This window comes from Paraburkholderia diazotrophica, assembly GCF_900108945.1.
Classification (GTDB): domain Bacteria; phylum Pseudomonadota; class Gammaproteobacteria; order Burkholderiales; family Burkholderiaceae; genus Paraburkholderia; species Paraburkholderia diazotrophica.
The window spans coordinates 1-19,130 of sequence record NZ_FNYE01000016.1 but is presented as its reverse complement, the minus strand read 5'-3'; the positions used below and the strand labels follow the sequence as shown (position 1 = coordinate 19,130).

The 19,130-nt window shown below is 63.1% G+C and carries 14 protein-coding genes and 1 rRNA gene; 2 read left to right on the top strand and 13 right to left on the bottom strand.

Going from position 1 to position 19,130, the window contains the following annotated elements; genetic code table 11:
* Positions 1-14 precede the first annotated feature (14 nt).
* The 10 genes from ftsW to coq7 form a co-directional block, all read right to left on the bottom strand.
* Complete coding sequence (ftsW, locus tag BMW76_RS20525) at positions 15-1,298, bottom strand: putative lipid II flippase FtsW (RefSeq protein ID WP_090868372.1); 1,284 nt, start codon at positions 1,296-1,298, stop codon at positions 15-17.
* Complete coding sequence (gene murD / locus BMW76_RS20520) at positions 1,295-2,809, bottom strand: UDP-N-acetylmuramoyl-L-alanine--D-glutamate ligase (RefSeq protein WP_090868370.1); 1,515 nt, start codon at positions 2,807-2,809, stop codon at positions 1,295-1,297. The genes ftsW and murD overlap by 4 nt, the downstream gene beginning before the upstream one ends.
* 36 nt (positions 2,810-2,845) lie before the next feature.
* Positions 2,846-4,015, bottom strand: coding sequence for a phospho-N-acetylmuramoyl-pentapeptide-transferase (gene mraY / locus BMW76_RS20515; protein WP_087735237.1), 1,170 nt, complete (start codon positions 4,013-4,015; stop codon positions 2,846-2,848).
* A gap of 17 nt (positions 4,016-4,032) precedes the next feature.
* A complete protein-coding gene (locus BMW76_RS20510; protein ID WP_090868368.1) occupies positions 4,033-5,460 on the bottom strand; it encodes a UDP-N-acetylmuramoyl-tripeptide--D-alanyl-D-alanine ligase in 1,428 nt (475 codons plus the stop codon).
* Positions 5,457-6,995, bottom strand: coding sequence for a UDP-N-acetylmuramoyl-L-alanyl-D-glutamate--2,6-diaminopimelate ligase (locus tag BMW76_RS20505; protein WP_090868366.1), 1,539 nt, complete (start codon positions 6,993-6,995; stop codon positions 5,457-5,459). Before BMW76_RS20505 ends, BMW76_RS20510 begins: the two co-directional genes overlap by 4 nt.
* Positions 6,992-8,866 carry a peptidoglycan D,D-transpeptidase FtsI family protein gene (locus BMW76_RS20500; RefSeq protein WP_090868364.1) on the bottom strand — a complete coding sequence of 625 codons (1,875 nt, stop codon included), beginning with the start codon at positions 8,864-8,866 and terminating at the stop codon, positions 6,992-6,994. The genes BMW76_RS20505 and BMW76_RS20500 overlap by 4 nt, the downstream gene beginning before the upstream one ends.
* On the bottom strand, positions 8,863-9,213 hold the full coding sequence (ftsL, locus tag BMW76_RS20495; RefSeq protein WP_090868362.1) for a cell division protein FtsL: 351 nt from the start codon (positions 9,211-9,213) through the stop codon (positions 8,863-8,865). The genes BMW76_RS20500 and ftsL overlap by 4 nt, the downstream gene beginning before the upstream one ends.
* Complete coding sequence (gene rsmH, locus BMW76_RS20490; RefSeq protein ID WP_090868360.1) at positions 9,210-10,151, bottom strand: 16S rRNA (cytosine(1402)-N(4))-methyltransferase RsmH; 942 nt, start codon at positions 10,149-10,151, stop codon at positions 9,210-9,212. The genes ftsL and rsmH overlap by 4 nt, the downstream gene beginning before the upstream one ends.
* 27 nt (positions 10,152-10,178) lie before the next feature.
* Positions 10,179-10,607, bottom strand: a complete 429-nt coding sequence (mraZ, locus tag BMW76_RS20485; RefSeq protein WP_090868358.1) for a division/cell wall cluster transcriptional repressor MraZ — start codon at positions 10,605-10,607, stop codon at positions 10,179-10,181.
* Positions 10,608-11,008: 401 nt separating this feature from the next.
* On the bottom strand, positions 11,009-11,638 hold the full coding sequence (gene coq7 / locus BMW76_RS20480) for a 2-polyprenyl-3-methyl-6-methoxy-1,4-benzoquinone monooxygenase (protein WP_090868356.1): 630 nt from the start codon (positions 11,636-11,638) through the stop codon (positions 11,009-11,011).
* 290 nt (positions 11,639-11,928) lie between these two features.
* Here coq7 and BMW76_RS20475 point away from each other — a divergent pair, with 290 nt between their 5' ends.
* Positions 11,929-13,089: a porin gene (locus BMW76_RS20475; RefSeq protein ID WP_090868354.1), complete on the top strand. Its 1,161-nt coding sequence runs from the start codon at positions 11,929-11,931 to the stop codon at positions 13,087-13,089.
* Positions 13,090-13,324: 235 nt separating this feature from the next.
* Here the strand turns inward: BMW76_RS20475 and BMW76_RS20470 are convergent, their stop codons facing one another.
* A complete protein-coding gene (locus BMW76_RS20470) occupies positions 13,325-14,998 on the bottom strand; it encodes a long-chain fatty acid--CoA ligase (RefSeq protein ID WP_090868352.1) in 1,674 nt (557 codons plus the stop codon).
* Between the two features lie 175 nt (positions 14,999-15,173).
* On the bottom strand, positions 15,174-17,252 hold the full coding sequence (locus BMW76_RS20465) for a molybdopterin-containing oxidoreductase family protein (RefSeq protein ID WP_090868350.1): 2,079 nt from the start codon (positions 17,250-17,252) through the stop codon (positions 15,174-15,176).
* 171 nt (positions 17,253-17,423) lie between these two features.
* On the opposite strand from BMW76_RS20465, the gene BMW76_RS20460 reads away from it, so the two are divergent.
* Positions 17,424-18,617 (top strand): M20 aminoacylase family protein, encoded by a 1,194-nt coding sequence (locus tag BMW76_RS20460; RefSeq protein WP_090868348.1) that lies wholly within the window; start codon positions 17,424-17,426, stop codon positions 18,615-18,617.
* Positions 18,618-18,986: 369 nt separating this feature from the next.
* Here the strand turns inward: BMW76_RS20460 and rrf are convergent.
* Positions 18,987-19,100, bottom strand: a 5S ribosomal RNA gene (rrf, locus tag BMW76_RS20455).
* Positions 19,101-19,130 lie beyond the last annotated feature (30 nt).

Below are 19,130 nucleotides of genomic sequence, written 5' to 3'. Positions count from 1 at the left end.
CTGCTGCATGGGGGTCATACCTTCCCCCCACGCATCAGCACACGATTTTCATAATCGACCCGCATCAGCACCGCCACCGCGATGCAGTTCAGCAAGATGCCCGAGCCGCCGTAGCTGACGAGCGGCAGCGTGAGACCCTTGGTCGGCAGCAGGCCGAGGTTCACGCCCATGTTGATGAAGGTCTGCGCGCCGAACCAGATGCCGACGCCCTTCGCGACCAGGCCCGCGAACGTGCGGTCAAGTGCGAGCGCCTGACGGCCGATCTCGAACGAACGGCGCACGATCCAGTAGAACATCAGGATCACGACCAGCACGCCGACAAAGCCCAGTTCCTCGCCGATCACGGCGAGAATGAAGTCGGTGTGCGCTTCCGGCAGATAGTTGAGCTTCTCGACGCTGCCGCCGAGCCCAACGCCGAACCATTCGCCGCGGCCGAACGCGATCAGCGAGTGCGTCAGCTGATACGCCTTGCCCTGCGCGTAGCGGTCGTCCCACGGATCGAGATAGGCGAAGATCCGCTCGCGACGCCACGGCGACGCCCACACGAGCAGCGTGAACGTGCCCACGGCCGTTGCGACCAGCCCGCCGAAAATCTTGCCGTTCACGCCGCCGAGAAACAGCAAGCCCATCGCGATTGCCGCGATCACCATGAACGCGCCCATATCGGGCTCGAGCAGCAGCAGCATGCCGACCACGCCGACGGCAAAGCCCATCGGCAGAAAGCCCTTCGCGAAGCTGTGCATGTATTCCTGCTTGCGCACCGTGTAGTTCGCCGCGTAGATCGTCACGGCGAGCTTCATGATTTCCGACGGCTGCATGTTCGTAATGCCGAGGGGAATCCAGCGGCGCGCGCCGTTCACGCCTTTGCCGACGTGCGGAATCAGCACGATCACGAGCGCGACGAGTGCGATCAGGAAGAGCTTCGGCGCGTACTTGTCCCACGTCGAAATGGGCACACGAAACGCGATCACGCCCGCGACCGTGCCCATGACGACGAAGATGACCTGGCGCATGAGGAACGCGTAGTCGTGATACGACGCGTACTTCGGCGAATCGGGCATCGCGATCGACGCCGAGTACACCATCACGATGCCGAGCCCCAGCAGCGCAATGACGACCCACACGAGCGAATGATCGTAGTCGAGCATCCGCGAGCGCAGCGGACGCACGCCGTTGACGGCGCTCGACAGTCCGCCCGTGCGCGACGTGCGTTCCGATACAGCCGCGCCGCCTGGCTGGCCCGCTATGGAGCCGCGCTGCTTGCCGAGTTGCGAACCGAAACGTTCCGACCAGCTCATATCATCGTCCCCCGTTCGGCAGCGATGTCTTCGACCGCGCTGCGGAAGACCGCAGCGCGATGCGCGTAGCCCTTGAACATGTCGAAGCTGGCGCAGGCAGGCGACAGCAGCACGGCGTCGCCCGGTTCCGCGACGGCGCTGGCAGCGCGCGTCGCTTCTTCGAGCGTCGCGTGGTCGGTCATCGCAATGCCCGTATGCGCGAGCGCGGCGCGTATCTGCGGCGCGTCGCGGCCGATCAGCATCACGGCGCGGCACCAGCGCGTCACCGGATCGGCGAGCGGCTCGAATGCCTGGCCCTTGCCGTCGCCGCCCGCAATCAGCACGACGCGTTGCGCGAGACCGTCAAGCGCCGCAACCGTCGCGCCGACATTCGTGCCCTTGCTGTCGTCCACATAGTCGATGCCGTCGATCGATGCGATCAGCTCGACGCGATGCGGCTCGCCGCGATACTCGCGCAAGCCGTGCAGAAGCGGCGCGCCGGGCAGGCCGATCGCGCGCGCGAGTGCGAATGCGGCGAGCGCATTCGTCGCGTTGTGCAGACCACGGATGCGCAGCGCGTCAGCCGGCATCAGGCGCTTCAGCGCGATATCGGGCGGCGTCGCGGATTCGCTCTTGCGACGGCGCGTCGGCGTGGGTTCGTCGGTCGCGTCGCGGTCCTGCGCCTCGACGAGCCAGATCATGCCGCTGTCGCGCAGCAGACCGAGATCGCCGTCGCGCAAAGGCTCCGTGACGCCGAACGTCACCATCTGCGCGCCGTTCCGCTCCGATGGCGCGAGCGCCATTACGCGCGCGTCGTCTCGATTGAGCACCCGCACCGTGTTCTTGCCGAAGATCTTGCCCTTCGCCGCCGCATACGCATCGAGGCCGCCGTGCCAATCCAGATGATCCTGCGTGATGTTCAGGATCACGGCCGCGTCCGGCTCGAAGGTGTGCGCCGTCTCCAGCTGGAAGCTCGACAGTTCGAGCACCCATACGTCGGGCAGCGCGGTGTTGTCGATGGCTTCCGTGAGCTTGTCGAGCGCGGCCGGGCTGATGTTGCCCGCGACCGCGACCTTCTTGCCCGCGCGCTCGCACAACAGGCCCGTCAGGCTCGTCGTGGTGGTCTTGCCGTTCGTCCCCGTGATCGCGATCACCTTCGGCGCGTAGCCGCTTTCGCCGAGCGTTCTCAATGCCTGCGCGAAAAATTCGAGCTCGCCCCACACAGGGATGCCGCGCTCGCGCGCCGCTGCGATCAGCGGCACGAGATCGGCGGCGAGCGGCGACAGGCCCGGACTGATCGCGACCAGTTCGACGCCTTCCAGCAGCACGGGCGAAAACGGCCCGCCGACGAAATCGCCAGCGATGCCGTGCGCTTCCAGCGCGGACAGGTTCGGCGGCACTTCGCGCGTGTCGGCGATGCGCAGGCGGCAGCCATGCCGCGCGCACCAGCGCGCCATCGCGAGGCCCGATTCACCGAGCCCCAGCACGAGCACCATCGGCTTTTGCCGATCCCGAAACTTCTCGCCAAACATCGACTGCTTCCCCTTGCTTGCAAATTTGAATGCCGCTTAACGCAGCTTGAGCGTGGACAAACCGAACAGGCACAACATCAGCGTGATGATCCAGAAACGCACCACGACTTGCGTTTCTTTCCAGCCCGACAATTCGAAGTGGTGATGCAGCGGCGCCATCTTGAAGATGCGGCGGCCTTCACCGAAACGTGCCTTCGTGAACTTGAACCACGTGACCTGCAACATCACCGACACCGTCTCGGCGACGAAAATCCCGCCCATGATGAAGAGTACGATCTCCTGGCGCACGATCACCGCGATCGTGCCGAGCGCGCCGCCGAGCGCGAGCGCGCCGACGTCGCCCATGAACACCTGCGCCGGGTGCGTGTTGAACCAGAGGAACGCGAGCCCTGCCCCGCCCATCGCCGAGCAGAAGATCAGCATTTCGCCCGCGCCCGCGATGTGCGGGAACAGCAGATATTTCGAATAGACGGCGCTGCCCATCACATACGCGAACACACCGAGCGACGAGCCGACCAGCACGACGGGCATGATCACGAGGCCGTCGAGACCATCGGTGAGATTCACCGCATTGCTCGAACCGACGATCACGAAGTACGTGAGCGCGATGAAGCCCCACACGCCGAGCGGATAGGTCATCGACTTGAGGAACGGCAGCAGCAGGTCGGCGCGCGCGGGCAGGCCCATCGACAGACCGCTGCGCACCCACGCCATGAACAGATCGAACACGCGCACGTTGCTCGCTTCCGATACGCTGAACGCGAGATACACGGCCGCGAACAGACCGATCACCGACTGCCAGAAATACTTTTCGCGCGACGACATCCCGCGCGGGTCCTTGTAGACGACCTTGCGATAGTCGTCGACCCAGCCGATCACGCCGAAGCCGAACGTGACGAGCATCACGATCCAGATGAAGCGGTTGGTCAGATCGGCCCACAGCAGCGTCGACACGGCGATGCCGATCAGGATCAGCACGCCGCCCATCGTCGGTGTGCCGGATTTTACGAGGTGCGTTTGCGGGCCGTCCTTGCGCACGGCCTGGCCGACCTTCATCGCCGTCAGCTTGCGGATTACCCACGGGCCGCAGACGAGCCCGATCAGCAGCGCGGTGATCGTCGCCGCGACAGCACGAAACGTCAGATAACTGAACACGCGCAAAAAGCCGACGTCGTTCTGCAGCCATTGCGCCAGCGCCAGTAGCATACTTCTGTCCTTCTCTTTCAGTGTGCGCCGGGCGCCGCGCCCGGTGCGGGTTGTGGACTCGTAACGGCGTCCACCACGCGTTCCATTTTCATGAAGCGCGAGCCTTTCACGAGATACGTCGCAGCCGCGCCGTATCCGGCCTGCTGCAATTGCGCGACGAGCGCATGCACGTCGTCGAAATGCCTGGCTTCGCTGCCGTAAGCGGCGCACGCGTCGCGCGACGCGTCGCCCAGCGCGTACAGCGCATCGATGCCGCGCGCCTTCGCATATCCGCCGACTTCGCGATGAAACTCCGGGCCGTTGTCGCCGACTTCGCCCATGTCGCCCATCACCAGCACGCGAGGCGATGCACGCGCGGCCAGCACGTCGATCGCGGCGATCATCGAATCGGGATTCGCGTTGTAGGTATCGTCGATCACGGTCGCGCCCGCCATCGCGCCGAGCACCGCGCGCTTCACCTGCAGGCGGCCCTTCACCGCGCCGAACGCTTCGAGACCGCGCTTGATCGCATCGAGCGCGACACCCGATGCGACCGCCGCTGCCGTCGCCGCCAGCGCGTTGTGCGCGTTGTGCGCGCCCAGCACTTGCAGCGTGACGTCGACGCGGCCTTCGGGCGTATCGATGCTCAGCTGGTTGCCGTCGAGCGTGCCCTGAACGACCGCCTGCGTCGTGCGCTCCGCCGTGTTCAGCGCGAAATCGATGACGCGGCTGCCCGTCGCCGCGACGCGCCAGATGCTGGCGTAGGCGTCGTTCGCCGGAAACACGGCGACGCCTTCCGGCTTCAATGCGTGAATCACGGCCGCGTGTTCGAGCGCGACGGCCTCGACGGTCGCCATGAATTCCTGATGCTCGCGCTGCGCGTTATTGACGACAGCGACAGTCGGCTCGGCGATCTTGCTGAGCAGCGCCGTTTCGCCCGGATGATTCATGCCGAGCTCGACGACGGCGAGCTTGTGCGCTTCGCTCAAACGGAACAGCGTCAGCGGCAAGCCGACGTCGTTGTTGAAATTGCCCGCCGTCGCGAGACGCGATGATTCGCCGACGGCCGCGGCGAAAATCGACGAGATCATTTCCTTGACGGTCGTCTTGCCGTTGCTGCCCGTCACCGCGACGAGCGGCATCGCAAAGCGTCGGCGCCAGCCATTCGCGAGCGAGCCCAATGCCGTGCGCGTGTCGCCTGTCACGCGCAACGCGGGTACGTCGAAGTTCTCCGGCGTGTGCGTGACGAGCACCGCGCTCACGTTGCGCGCGGCGACGTCAGCGAGGAAATCGTGCGCGTCGAAACGGTCGCCCTTCAGCGCGACGAACAGATCGCCGGGACCGCACGTGCGGCTGTCCGTCGCGATGGCGTCGAACGAGACCGATTCGTCGCCCGTCACCGTTGCACCCGGAATGACGGCTGCCGCTTCACGCAGCGAAAACATGGCGTTACCTCGCCGGGTCATTCGCCACCTCCGCGTCCGTGCGTCGCGCGGGCTGCGAGCGCGAGCCGTGCATGATCCTGATCCGAGAACGCGCGCTTCTTGCCCATGATTTCCTGCGTCGATTCGTGACCCTTGCCCGCCAGCACGACGACGTCTTCGCGCGCGGCACAGCGCACCGCTTGCAGGATCGCGCTCGCGCGGTCTTCGATACGGCGCGCCTTCGAGTCGTCCTTCATGCCGGCCGCAATCTGGTCGATGATTTTTTGCGGATCTTCGCTGCGCGGGTTGTCGCTTGTCACGACGACGGCGTCGGCGCAGCGCTCGGCGATTGCGCCCATCAGCGGACGCTTCGTTGCGTCGCGGTCGCCGCCGCAGCCGAACGTGCAGATCAGCTTGCCGCCGCGCGCATCCGCAATCGGGCGCAATGCCGTCAGCGTCTTTTCGAGCGCATCCGGCGTGTGCGCGTAGTCGATCACGACGAGCGGTTCGTCGTTCTGCAAACGGCCGCCGAGGCGCTCCATCCGGCCGTTCACCGATTCGAGCTTCGTGAGTTGCGCGACGGCGGCGTCGAACGGCACGTCCGACGCGAGCAGCGCGCCAAGCACGCCGAGCAGATTGCTCACGTTGAATGCGCCGAGCGTGTTGACCTCGACCTCCGTGTCGCCCCAATCCGATGCGATATGAAATGCGGTGCCCGTCGCCGTCGCGCGCACATTCGACGCGACGATCGATGCATCGGCCTGCACGTCGGTGTGCGGCGCGAGCGCATAAGCGATCGTCTTCGCGTGGCCCTTCGTGCTCGCGATCATGCGGCGGCCCGCTTCGTCGTCGGCGTTAATGACGGCGGCCTTCAGTTCCGGCCACGCGAAAAGACGCGCCTTCGCCGCTTCGTATGCTTCGAACGTGCCGTGATAGTCGAGGTGGTCCTGCGTCAGATTCGTGAACACGCCGACGCTGAACGCCGTGCCGTTCACGCGGCCCTGATGCAGCGCATGCGACGAGACTTCCATCGCGACGCCTTTCGCGCCCGCGGCGCGCAGATTAACGAGGCTGCGCTGCAATTGGGGCGCATCGGGCGTCGTGAAGCCGGTGTGCACGAGATGGCCCGGCATGCCGCTGCCGAGCGTGCCGATGATCGCGCATGGCTCGCCGAGCGCCGTCAGCGCCGCCGAGATCCAGTTCGTGCACGACGTCTTGCCGTTCGTGCCCGTTACGCCGATCACGCGCATCGCGTCGCTCGGGTCTCCATACCACGCGCTCGCGATCGTGCCCGCCAGTTCGTTCAGGTGGGGCACGGCGAGCATCGTCGCCGCGTCGATGGTGCCGCCGAAGCCATCCGATTGCACCAGCACGGCGGCTGCGCCGCGCTCGATCGCGTTGTCGATGAATGGACGGTTGTCCGCGCCGTCGACGGCATAGGCGAGAAACACGTCGCCCGCCGCGATCGTGCGGGTATCGGCGTGCAAATGTGCGCCTGGCTGCACGCGTGCGCGCAGCCAGGCAAGCGCATCAGCAATCTGCTGTTGCGCCGGATGAGAAGAACGCAGCGCACTCATCGAACTACTCCGGGGCGGTTCTTCGCGTTATCTGAAATCGTCAACTTCTTCGGCGCCGAATGCGTCGAGAGTTTTTTCGCGCCGTTCGCTGCCGGTTGGGATGCGGCCGCGGGCGTGGCGGGGTTCACGTCGTCGGATACGACCATCTGCTTGACGGGCTGATCGGGCGGCACGTTCAGCGAGCGCAGCGTATCGCCGACGATCGACGAGAACACGGGACCCGACACCTGGCCGCCGAAGTGGCTGCCCGCCGTCGGTTCGTCGACGGACACGGCCACCACGATGCGCGGATTCGGCATCGGCGCCATGCCGACGAACGACGCGCGGTACTTGCTGTGATCGTAGCCGCGCCCGACATGCTTGTACGCCGTACCCGACTTGCCGCCCACGCGATAGCCCGGCACCGCCGCATCCGGCGACGTGCCGCCCGGCGAGACGACGGTTTCGAGCATCGCGCGCACTTCACGCGCGGTGGTCGGCGAGAAAACCTGCGCGCCTGTCATCGGCTGATCTTTCGGCGTGCGGAAGATCGACACGGGCAGAATCTGGCCGTCGTGCGCGATCGCCGTGTACGCGCGCCCGAGCTGGAACAGCGACACCGAGAGGCCGTAGCCGTACGACATCGTCGCCTGCTCGATCCGGCGCCAGCTCTTCCAGGGACGCAGACGGCCCGCCGCCGCGCCGGGGAAACCGACCTTCGGCGCCTGGCCGAGACCGATGCTGGTGTACATGTTCCACATTTCTTCGGGCTTGAGCTGCATCGCGATCTTTGTCGCGCCGATATTGCTCGACTTCTGGATCACGCCGCCGACCGTCAGCACGCCGAACGCGGAGTCGTCGGTGATCGGCGCGCCGTCAAGCACGAAACGGCCGCCGCCTGTATCAACCAGTGTAGTCGGCGTGACGCGATGCAGATCGAGCGCGAGCGAAACCGTGAACGGCTTCATGATCGAGCCCGGCTCGAACGTGTCGGTGAGGATGCGGTTGCGCAGCTGTTCGCCCGTCAGGTGCGAGCGGTCATTTGGGTTGTACGTCGGGTAATTGACGAGCGCGAGCACTTCGCCCGTGCGCACGTCGATCACCATCGCGGCGCCCGCTTTGGCCTTGAACTTCTGCACAGCCGCCTTGAGGTTCGTGTACGCGATGTACTGGATCTTGCTGTCGATCGACAGATCGACGTCCAGACCGTTGTGCGGCACGACCTGCTCGTCCACGTCCTCGACGATGTGGCCCAGACGGTCCTTGATCACGCGGCGGCTGCCCGCCACGCCCGCGAGCAGCTTCTGGTCGCCGAGCTCGACGCCTTCCTGGCCTTCGTCTTCGACGTTCGTGAAACCGATCAGGTGAGCGGTGATCTCGCCTTCCGGATAAAAGCGCTTGTACTCGGTGCGCTGATAGACGCCGGGAATATTGAGCGCTTCCACTTTCGCGGCCACCTCGATGGGCACCTGGCGCTTCACATAGACGAACGTCTTGTCTTCCGACAGCTTCTTGCGCAGTTCCGGCTGCGTCATGTCGAGCAGCTTGGCCAACTGGGAGAGCTTGTCCGCGCCGAGATCGTCCGGCACTGATTCGGGAATCGCCCAGATCGCGCGCACGGGCAAGCTCGTCGCGAGCACGAGGCCGTTACGGTCGAGAATCTTGCCGCGTGTCGCGGGCAGCTCCAGCCGGCGCTGATAACGGCTTTCGCCCTGCTTCTGATAGAACGCGTTGCCGGGGCCCTGAATCCAGAACGCGCGCCCCGCGAGCGCGACGAACGCCATGAAGAGCAGAAACACGACGAGCTTCGAGCGCCACATCGGCAGGCGCACCGAAAGAATCGGATTCGCCGAGAACGCGACGCTCTTGTTCTTGTTCGACGATTTCTTCATCGCGTGCCTCGACGAACGTTCGCGGCAGGCGCCGAAGCCGGCGCGGAAGTAGGAATCGGTGCGTCTTCGGCCTTCGCGGATACGGCGTCGAGCGTCAGATATTGTGTGCGGCCCGTGGTCGCGCCCTGCATCTTCAGCGAGTCGGTCGCGATCTGCTCGATGCGTGAGGTCTTCGACAGCGCGCTCTGCTGATATTGAAGCTGCGAATAGTCCTGCTGCAGCTGGCGCTCCTGTGATTGGGCACGCTGCAACTGGATAAAGAACTGACGCTGCTGGTTCGTCGCCTTGACGACGGAAAGCGCACAACCCATTACGACGATCAGCAGGAAGATGTTGAGACGATTCATGGCGCGATCCGCTCCGCAACGCGCATCACGGCGGAACGGGCGCGCGGGTTGGCGGCGACTTCGGCGTCGCTCGCGAATACGCGGCCTAGCAGCTTGAGCGGAGGGCTCGGCAGATCGACGGCGCGGATCGGCAGACGGCGGTCGACAGCAGGCGCGCTGGACTGCGCCTGCATGAACCGCTTGACGATCCGGTCTTCGAGCGAATGAAAGCTGATCACGACCAGCCGTCCCCCTTGCTCCAGCAACGACAATGCTGCTTCTAGTACGACTTGCAGCTCCGCAAGCTCTTGATTGATGTGAATCCGTATAGCCTGAAAGGTGCGGGTTGCCGGGTCCTTACCCTTCTCACGGGTTTTGACGACGTTAGCCACGATTTGGGCAAGCTCGCCCGTGCTGACGAGAGGCCCAAGACGGTCGGACTCTGCCCGGCGAGCAGCAAGCGCCTTTGCAATCTGAAAAGCAAACCGTTCTTCCCCATAATCCCGTATCACCTCCGTCATTTCCTGCACCGTGGCCCGCGCCAGCCAGTCCGCCGCGGACTCGCCGCGCGTCGGGTCCATCCGCATGTCGAGCGGGCCGTCGGCGCGGAAACTGAAACCCCGCTCCGGATCGTCGAATTGCGGCGACGACACGCCCAGATCCAGCAACACCCCCGACACACGCCCTACCCCGCGCGCGCTCATCGCGTCGCGCAGTGATGCGAAGCTTTCATGCACGATCTCGAAGCGCGGATCGGCGATCTGCTGCGCGGTGGCGATCGCAAGCGGGTCTTTGTCGAAAGCGATCAGACGCGCCGCCTCACCCAGCCTTGCCAGCACCGCGCGGCTATGGCCGCCACGCCCGAACGTGCCGTCAACATAGACGCCGTCCGTGCGCGTGACGAGCGCATTCACCGCTTCTTCGAGCAGCACCGTGCGATGCTGCAATTCGTTTCCCATCGCAGGCGCCATTTCGTTTACCTGCGTTCAGAATGTGAAGTTCTTCAGAGACTCGGGCATGCCCTGCGCCATCGCCGCCTGTTCCTGCGCGATGTACGTTTCCTTGTCCCACAGTTCGAAGCGATTACCCATTCCCAACAACATCACGTCTTTTTCCAGCGAGGCCGCCTGGCGCAGCTCCGGCGCGATCAGCACGCGGCCGGCCGTATCGAGATCGACATCCGCGGCGCTGCCGAGAAAAATCCGCTGATACCACTTGGCTTCCATCGGGAGCGCGGCGATCTTCGCGCGGAAGACCTCCCACTCGGGGCGCGGAAACAGCAACAGGCAGCCGTCCGGGTGCTTGGTAACCGTCACCCGTCCTTCTGCCTGCCCTTGCAGCGCGTCCCGATAGCGAGCCGGGACGGACATCCGCCCCTTCGCGTCGAGTGTCAGCGCTGACGCCCCTTGGAACACGTCGCTCCCCTTTTTCAGGGCGCTGAAAGATGTCGCCCGATTCTGGAAATTTACCGGAGAAAGCGCGTCGGATCACACAAAAATACACTTTCTCACACTGTCTCCCACTTTAGAGTAACCCCCAACACCGGTCAAGGGTGACGCGCGGTTTTTTGACGAATTTTGTTTGCAAGAACAAGGACTTAGCGCCGCTTGCTCACGCAGCGCGCAAAAAAGGAAAACCGTTATAAATGAATGGGCTAGTGATGCTTGTGAAGGTGATACGTGAAATGTGTGAGCGAAAAGCGTGGCGGGAAAGCGTTCTGGTAGGACGAATGGCGCGGGGCGGCTGAGGATTTGGAGCGATTTTAGTGACGGCGCGGAGAGCGCCGCCCACTTCAGGCAAACAGCGATAAATCAGGTCAAACGTGGTACGCGGTGCGAGTCATGATTTTGGACGCGGCGCGCATCAACGCACGCGCCGGGAACGGCAATTCGGCGCCTCCCGCGTCCGCCGCGGCCTTGCCGTGCGCGACCTCATCGATACGCATCTGCTCGACGATCGCACGCGATTCGTGATCGCCTTCCGGCAACGTGGTGAGATGGCCGCCGAGGTGCAACTCGACCTGCCGCTCCGTCTCGGCCATAAAGCCGAGACTTACTCGATCCCCAAGGCGCCCCGCCGCGAAGCCGATCGCGAGGGCGCCAGCATACCAGAGTGGATTGAGCAGACTCGGGCGCGAATCGAGCGCTTCGAGGCGCTTGTAGGTCCACGCGAGATGATCTTCCTCCTCGCGCGCGGCATGCTCGAATGCCTGCTTGAGCGCCGGCGAGCGCGTCGCGAGCTTTTGCGCCTGATACAGCGCTTGTGCACACACCTCGCCGACATGATTGACGCGCATCAGCCCCGCCGCATGCGCGCGCTCTTCATCGGTCAGTTCGACAGGTTCGACAGACGCGGGCGGAACAGGTAGCGGACGCGACATTCGCGACACCCCGTTTATTGAGCGTAAACCCCGATCGAACTCTGCAATCAACTCATCAATCAGCATCTTGGCCTCCACGACGCGGCGCGCGCACCCCTCTCCGCAGAGCCTTGTACATCAAGGGTTTGCAGCTGACGGCAAGAAAAACTTCAGGGTGGTTCCGACGGCCGACTTTCGATTTTAGACCATGTTGCGTAAACGAAACAGCGGTCCGGCGGGCCGCCTGCTTTTTCTTTGTTCACTTAGGTGTCTTTGTTACATTACGTGCAACTTCTTTACGGAGTTACGCAAGGCCGCAACGCAGATAAATACTTGCCTTGCTTGACAATAATTCGCAAATCCTTGGAGATCTTTCGATGAAAAAGTCGCTTCTCGCTCTCGCAGCATTGGGCGCGTTTGCTGGGGTCGCTCATGCGCAAAGCAGCGTGACGCTGTACGGCATTATTGACGAAGGTTTTAACATCAATACCAACTCGGGCGGCAAGCACCTGTACAACCTGTCGAGCGGCGTTCTGCAAGGCAGCCGTTGGGGCATGCGCGGCACGGAAGACCTCGGCGGTGGCCTGAAGGCGATCTTCGTGCTCGAAAGCGGCTTCGACGTCAACAACGGCAAGTCCGGTCAAGGCGGCCTGCTGTTTGGCCGTCAGGCTTACGTCGGCCTGGGCAGCCAGTTCGGTACGGTCACGATGGGTCGCCAGTACGACTCCGTCGTCGACTACGTCGGTCCGCTCGAAGCGGGCGACCAGTGGGGCGGCTACATCGCCGCTCACCCGGGCGACCTGGACAACTTCAACAACGCATACCGTACCAACAATGCCGTCAAGTTCACGAGCGCAAACTACGCTGGCCTGACGTTCGGCGGTATGTACAGCCTGGGCGGCGTTGCGGGCGACTACTCGCGTAATCAGATCTGGTCGTTGGGCGCTGGCTACAACAACGGTCCGCTGGTGTTGGGCGTCGGTTATTTGAACGTTCGTAACCCGAACGTTTCGTTCTTCGGCAACAGCACGTCGGGCACGCCCAACCCCGCGGCTTCGAACGTCGCGTCGCCGGTCTACAGCGGCTACGGTTCGGCTCACACGTATCAGGTGATCGGCGCGGGCGGTGCATATACGTTCGGCGCAGCGACGGTCGGTGCAACCTACTCGTACACCCGTTTCTACGACCTCGGCTCGTCGTTCGCAGCACCGGGCCTCACGGGTCAGACGGCATTGTTCAACAACGCGGAAATCAACTTCAAGTATCAGTTGACGCCGGCTCTGCTGGTCGGTGCGGCGTATGACTACACGCACGGCAGCAGCCTGAACGGTCACGATGCTGCGAAGTATCACCAAGGTTCGGCTGGCGTCGACTACTTCCTGTCGAAGCGCACGGACGTCTACCTGATCGGCGTGTACCAGCACGCTTCGGGCACGGACTCAACGGGCAAGACGGCTGTCGCTGCAATCAATGGCCTGACCCAGTCGTCGAACGAGAACCAGTTCACGGCTCGTATCGGTATCCGCCACAAGTTCTAATAAGTTGTGAATGCGTAGTACCCTCGAGGGCGCCTTCGGGCGCCCTTTTTTATTTGCGCGGCGTTTGTTGTGTTCGTGGTGTCGGCTACCGTTGTTGCCGTTGCTCGTTTGCCACTGCGCAAATGGAAACGGCCCAATGACGTAGCGTCCATTGGGCCGTGCTTTCACTGCGGCGCGCCAGCTGTTTTCAGTAGCCTCCTACGCGCTTTTCCGGTTCTTCTCGCCCCGCGCGCGGTCAAGCCCGACCGTCGCGCAGCTCGCGGCGCAAGATCTTGCCGACATTACTCTTCGGCAGTTCCTTGCGGAATTCGACGATGCGCGGACGTTTGTAACCCGTCAGTTGCTCTTTGCAGAATGCGAAGATGTCGGCGTCGGTGATCGCTTCATCCTTCTTGACGATGAAGAGCTTCACCGCTTCGCCAGAATGCTGGTCCGGCACCCCGACGGCCGCCACTTCGAAAACGCCCGGATGTTTCGCGACCACATCCTCGATTTCGTTCGGATAGACGTTGAAGCCCGACACGAGAATCATGTCCTTCTTCCGGTCGACGATTTTCACGAAGCCGTCTTCGCTGATGGTCGCGATGTCGCCCGAGCGGAAGAAGCCGTCGGCCGTCATCACCTTCGCGGTTTCGTCCGGACGGTTCCAGTAGCCCGCCATCACCTGCGGCCCCCGGATGCACAACTCGCCTACCTGGCCAATCGGCAGTTCGTTGCCGTCGTCGTCGCGGATCGACACTTCCGTTGACGGCAGCGGCAAACCGATCGTGCCGCTGTACTCGCTGACGATCGCCGGATTGCATGTCACGCACGGCGACGTCTCCGACAGGCCATAACCCTCGACAATCGGCGCGTTCGTGCGCTCGAACCAGCGTTTCGCGACGGCTTCCTGCACGGCCATCCCGCCGCCGTTCGCGACCAGCAGATTCGAGAAATCGAGCTTCGAAAAGTCCGGATGATTGAGCATTGCGTTGTACAGCGTGTTGACGGCCGGGATCGTCGTGATCTTGTAGCCTTGCAGCGACTTGATCATCCCGGCGATGTCGCGTGGATTCGGAATGAGCACGCCGAGACCGCCCGTGCGGATCGTCAGCAGACCGCACACGGTCAGCGCGAAGACGTGATAAAGCGGCAGCGCGACGACGGTCACGAACTGGTCGATGTCGGGGCGCTTCGAGCGCGCGGGCTCAAGCCACACGTGCGACTGCAGCACGTTCGCAACCAGATTGCGATGCAGAAGCGTCGCGCCCTTCGCGACGCCAGTCGTGCCGCCCGTGTATTGAAGAAATGCGACGTCGTTGGGGCCCTGCTTGACCGGCGTGAACCGGCTGCGAGCGCCTTCGGAAATAGCGTCGTTGAAACGGAGGTGCCCAGGAAGACTCCAAGCCGGCACCATCTTCTTCACGCGTCGCACGACGAAATTGACGAGCATGCCTTTCGCGCCCATCAGATCGCCCATCGACGCCACGATGATGTGCCTCACCGACGTGTTGCGCACGATCGCCTGCAACGTAACCGCGAAATTTTCGAGCAGGATGATCGCTTCCGCGCTGCTGTCCTTCAGCTGATGCTCAAGCTCGCGCGGCGTGTAGAGCGGATTCACGTTCACGACGACATAGCCCGCGCGCAGGATCGCAGCGATGGCGACGGGATACTGCAGGACGTTGGGCATCATGATCGCGATGCGCGCGCCGCGCGCGATGCCCTTTGACTGAAACCACGCTGCAAGCCGAATGGAGAGGCTGTCGAGCTCGCCATACGTAATCTGCTTGCCCATGCACGCGAACGCCGGCTTCGCGCGGTTCGCACGGAAGCTCTCTTCCAGCATCGCGGTAATCGACTCGTACTGGGTCGGATCGATCTCTTCGGGCACGCCGGGCGGATACGATTTCAGCCAGACTTTTTCCATACGGCGTCTCCTCCGTGATTTTCGAATGATCGTGCTAAAAATCGCATCGTAGCATGCGCCGACGCGTGATTATTCGGGGTTAGCCCCCAGTTAGACGAGGCACTCGAAAGCGCCGACCGGGGGACCGGGAATGTGGTGGCGCAGCGGGAATCTCCGTTGCGCATTCAGAAGCGGCTCAGACTCGCTCGATTTCGACTAGGCAGTCGTAGAACGTCGCTGAGCCGCCGAGATCGGTCAGCGCCTGGCTCGTGACCTGATTGGCGTTGCGGCCGTCCGGAGCGAGCTTCTTCCACCAGATCGACAGGCCGACGACGAGCCCCACGCGCGCCTTGTAGGTGACGCGGGCGCGCGCCTGCATCGAGCCGCGATCGTTGAAGATGCGGACCCGGTCGCCGTCATGGATGCCCCGCGCGGCGGCGTCGGCGGGATGGATGTCGAGATGCGGTTCGCCTTCCGTCGCGCGCAGGCTTTCCACGTTCACGAACGTGCTGTTCAGGAAATTGCGCGCCGGCGGCGAAATCATCGCGAGCGGATAGCGCGCGGCGAGTTCGGGCGAGCCGTCCGCCGACTCGTAAGGCGGCACATAATCGGGCACGGGTTCGAGCCCGGCTTGCGCGAGCCGCTCGCTATAGAACTCGCATTTGCCTGACGGCGTGCGGAAGCCGCCATTTGCGAACGGCGCGTCGGGAACGTTCAGCTTCGCCCAGCCGTCACGCTTCAACGTTTCCCATGTGACGCCGTCGAGCATCGGATCGTCCCAGCGGTACGCCGACGACGCGACCGTCTCATCGCTTTCGTACAGTGCCGGTTCCTGCAGACCCATCGCGCGCGCGATGCCGCGGAAAATCTCCGTATTCGGGCGCGCCTCACCGACGGGCGGAATCGCGGGCAGGTTGACCATTACGTGCGTGTGCCCGTATGACTTGTGAATGTCGACATGTTCGAGCTGCGTCGTCGCGGGCAGCAGCAAATCGGCGTAGTCGGCGGTGTCGGTCTGGAAATGCTCGAGGACGATCGTAAACAGATCTTCGCGCGCGAAGCCCGCTGCAACGCGCTCCGAATCCGGCGCAACGGCGACAGGGTTCGAGTTGTACACGACAATCGCTTCGATCTTCGGGCCAAACCCGGCGTCGCCCGGGTTGCACAAGGCGTCGCCGATCGCGTTCATGTTCACGATGCGCGGTTGGTTCGACGGCCAGCCCGGCATCAGATCGGGTCGCGCCAATGCGTGCGAATCGACTGGCGCCCAGCCCGACGACGACATCAGCACACCGCCTGAACGCACGCGCCATGCGCCCGTCAGCGACGGAAGACACGCGATCGCCCGCACCGCGTTGCCGCCGCCGCGCACGCGCTGCATGCCGTAATTCATGCGGATCGCCGCCTTTTTCGTGCTGCCATAAAGATGCGCGAGATCGATGATCGTCTGCTTATCGATTCCGCAAATTTCAGCCGCACGCGATGGCGAATAGTCGAGCGCGCGCGCCTTCAATTGCTCGAAGCCGAGCGTATGGTCAGCGATGTAGGCATGATCGAGCATGTCTTCCGTGATCAGCACATGCATCATGGCGAGCGCGAGCGCGCCATCCGTGCCAGGTTTCAGCGCAATGTGCTGGTGGCACTTTTCGGCGGTGAGTGAGCGGTAAGGATCGATGGCAATCAGGCGCGCGCCACGGCGCTTGGCCTCTTGCGCGCGCGTCCAGAAATGCAGATTCGACGCGATCGGGTTCGCACCCCAGATCAGGATCACCTCGCTTTCGTCGAAAAACTCCGTGAGCATGCCGAGGCTCGCGCCGTACGTATATTTGAGACCCGCCGCGCCCGCCGCTGCACAGATCGTGCGGTCGAGTTGCGACGCACCGAGCTTATGGAAAAAGCGCTGCGCAATGCTGTCGCCCTGCACGAAACCCATCGTCCCGGCGTAGCTGTACGGCAAAATCGCCTCGGGCGCGCGGCGCGCGATTTCCGACAGCCGCTCCGCTGCGAGACGTAGCGCCTCGTCCCAACTGATGGACTCGAACCGCCCTTCGCCTTTCTGGCCGACACGGCGCATCGGCGTCGTCAGCCGGCGCGGATGATGAACGCGATCCGCGTAACGGCTCACTTTCGTGCACAGGACGCCCTGCGTCGGCGGATGATCCGGGTCGCCGACGACCTTGACGGCGCGGCCATTCTCGACGGTTACGCGCATTGCGCAGGTATCGGGACAATCGTGCGGGCAGACGGCGCGGGCGAATTCAGCGGGAGCGTTCATATTGATATCGAGCGGGGATTGCGCGAGTGAAGGCTCTGATTCTATTACGTTCCCCTCATCCGATCTGACACACGACCGTCAAAAATAGCGATGAGCGTAGAATCAATTATCACGCTCTCCGGAATCGACTTGTCCGGATCACACTGCTCACTGCCACTTTCTCAATCCATCATGAAACTGATCCCCGAAATCCAAGCCGCACGCGGCGAAATTCAGAGTCTCCGACGAACGATTCACGCTAATCCAGAATTGCGATACGAGGAGGCGCAAACGGCGTCATTGGTCGCAAAAACGCTGGCTGGATGGGGAATCGAAGTACATGAAGGCATCGGCAAAACCGGCGTAGTCGGCGTACTGAAGCATGGTACGGGAACGAAATCGATCGGACTGCGCGCCGATATGGATGCGCTGCCGATCCACGAGCTGAACACGTTTGATCATCGCTCGAAAAATGAAGGGAAAATGCACGCGTGCGGGCATGACGGACATACGGCAATGCTGCTCGGCGCGGCGCGGCATCTCGCGAAGGAAGGCGATTTCGACGGCACAATCGTGTTCATCTTTCAGCCGGCCGAGGAAGGCGGCGCGGGCGCAAAGGCCATGATCGATGATGGGCTGTTTACGCGCTTTCCCGTCGATGCGGTATTCGGGATTCACAACTGGCCTGGGATGCCGGCCGGCAATTTCGGTGTGACGGAAGGGCCGATCATGGCTTCCAGTAATGAGTTTCGCATCGAAATCAAGGGCGTGGGCTCACACGCGGCGCTGCCGCATAACGGCCGAGATCCAGTGTTCACCGCGGTGCAGATCGCCAATGGTCTGCAAAGCATCATTACGCGCAACAAGAAGCCGCTCGATACGGCTGTGCTCTCGATCACCCAGATTCATGCGGGCGACGCGGTGAACGTGGTACCGGACGAGGCGTGGCTTGCGGGCACGGTACGGACCTTTACCACGGAAACGCTTGATCTGATCGAAGCCCGGATGCGCAAGATCGTCCAAAGCACGGCGGAAGCTTACGACTGCTCTGTCGAAATCACATTTCACCGCAACTATCCGCCTACGATCAACAGCAGCGAGGAAGCGCGGTTCGCGGCGACGGTGATGAAGGAGATTGTCGGCGACGAAAACGTCGACGACGCCGTCGAACCGACGATGGGCGCGGAAGATTTCTCCTTCATGTTGCTAGAGAAGCCGGGATGCTACGCATTCCTCGGCAATGGGGACGGTGGACATCGCGAATCGGGTCATGGTGCCGGGCCTTGTATGCTGCATAACGCGAGCTACGACTTCAACGACGATTTGCTGCCAGTCGGGTCCACGTACTGGGTTCGGTTGGCGCAGCGTTTCTTGGCCGCGAAGTGAGGAAGTTGGGCGCGGGTGGCATTCATCAAAATGCCGGGTGGGTGCCTGTTGTTTCGGTCGATGAGAGACCGTGCGTTTCAACGGGCCACTGCGGCAACTGCATAACCGAAAAAGCGCGCGCTGGCGCACGTGCGAGTGATGTGCCCGGCCGCGTAGGTCAGTTGTGTCGACCAAGGTCCGTCCCAATGACTTGCCGCTGGGTTGCTCAGCGGGGGATCAATTGGAAAGCACTATCTATGGGTGTAGCAAAAACGGCCGGGTTTTGCCGGTTTTCATTGCACCAGCGCCGGCCAGCGGCAGGGTAAAACGCGACGCCACAAACGCCGCGGCCCCGCCTTTTGAGGGGCGGGGCCGGGACTGGGGTGAGGAGCCTGACGATTACCTACTTTCACACGGGCAATCCGCACTATCATCGGCGTGGAGTCGTTTCACGGTCCTGTTCGGGATGGGAAGGGGTGGGACCGACTCGCTATGGTCATCAGGCATGACGGGTTGCTGCGTCGCGCTTTGCAC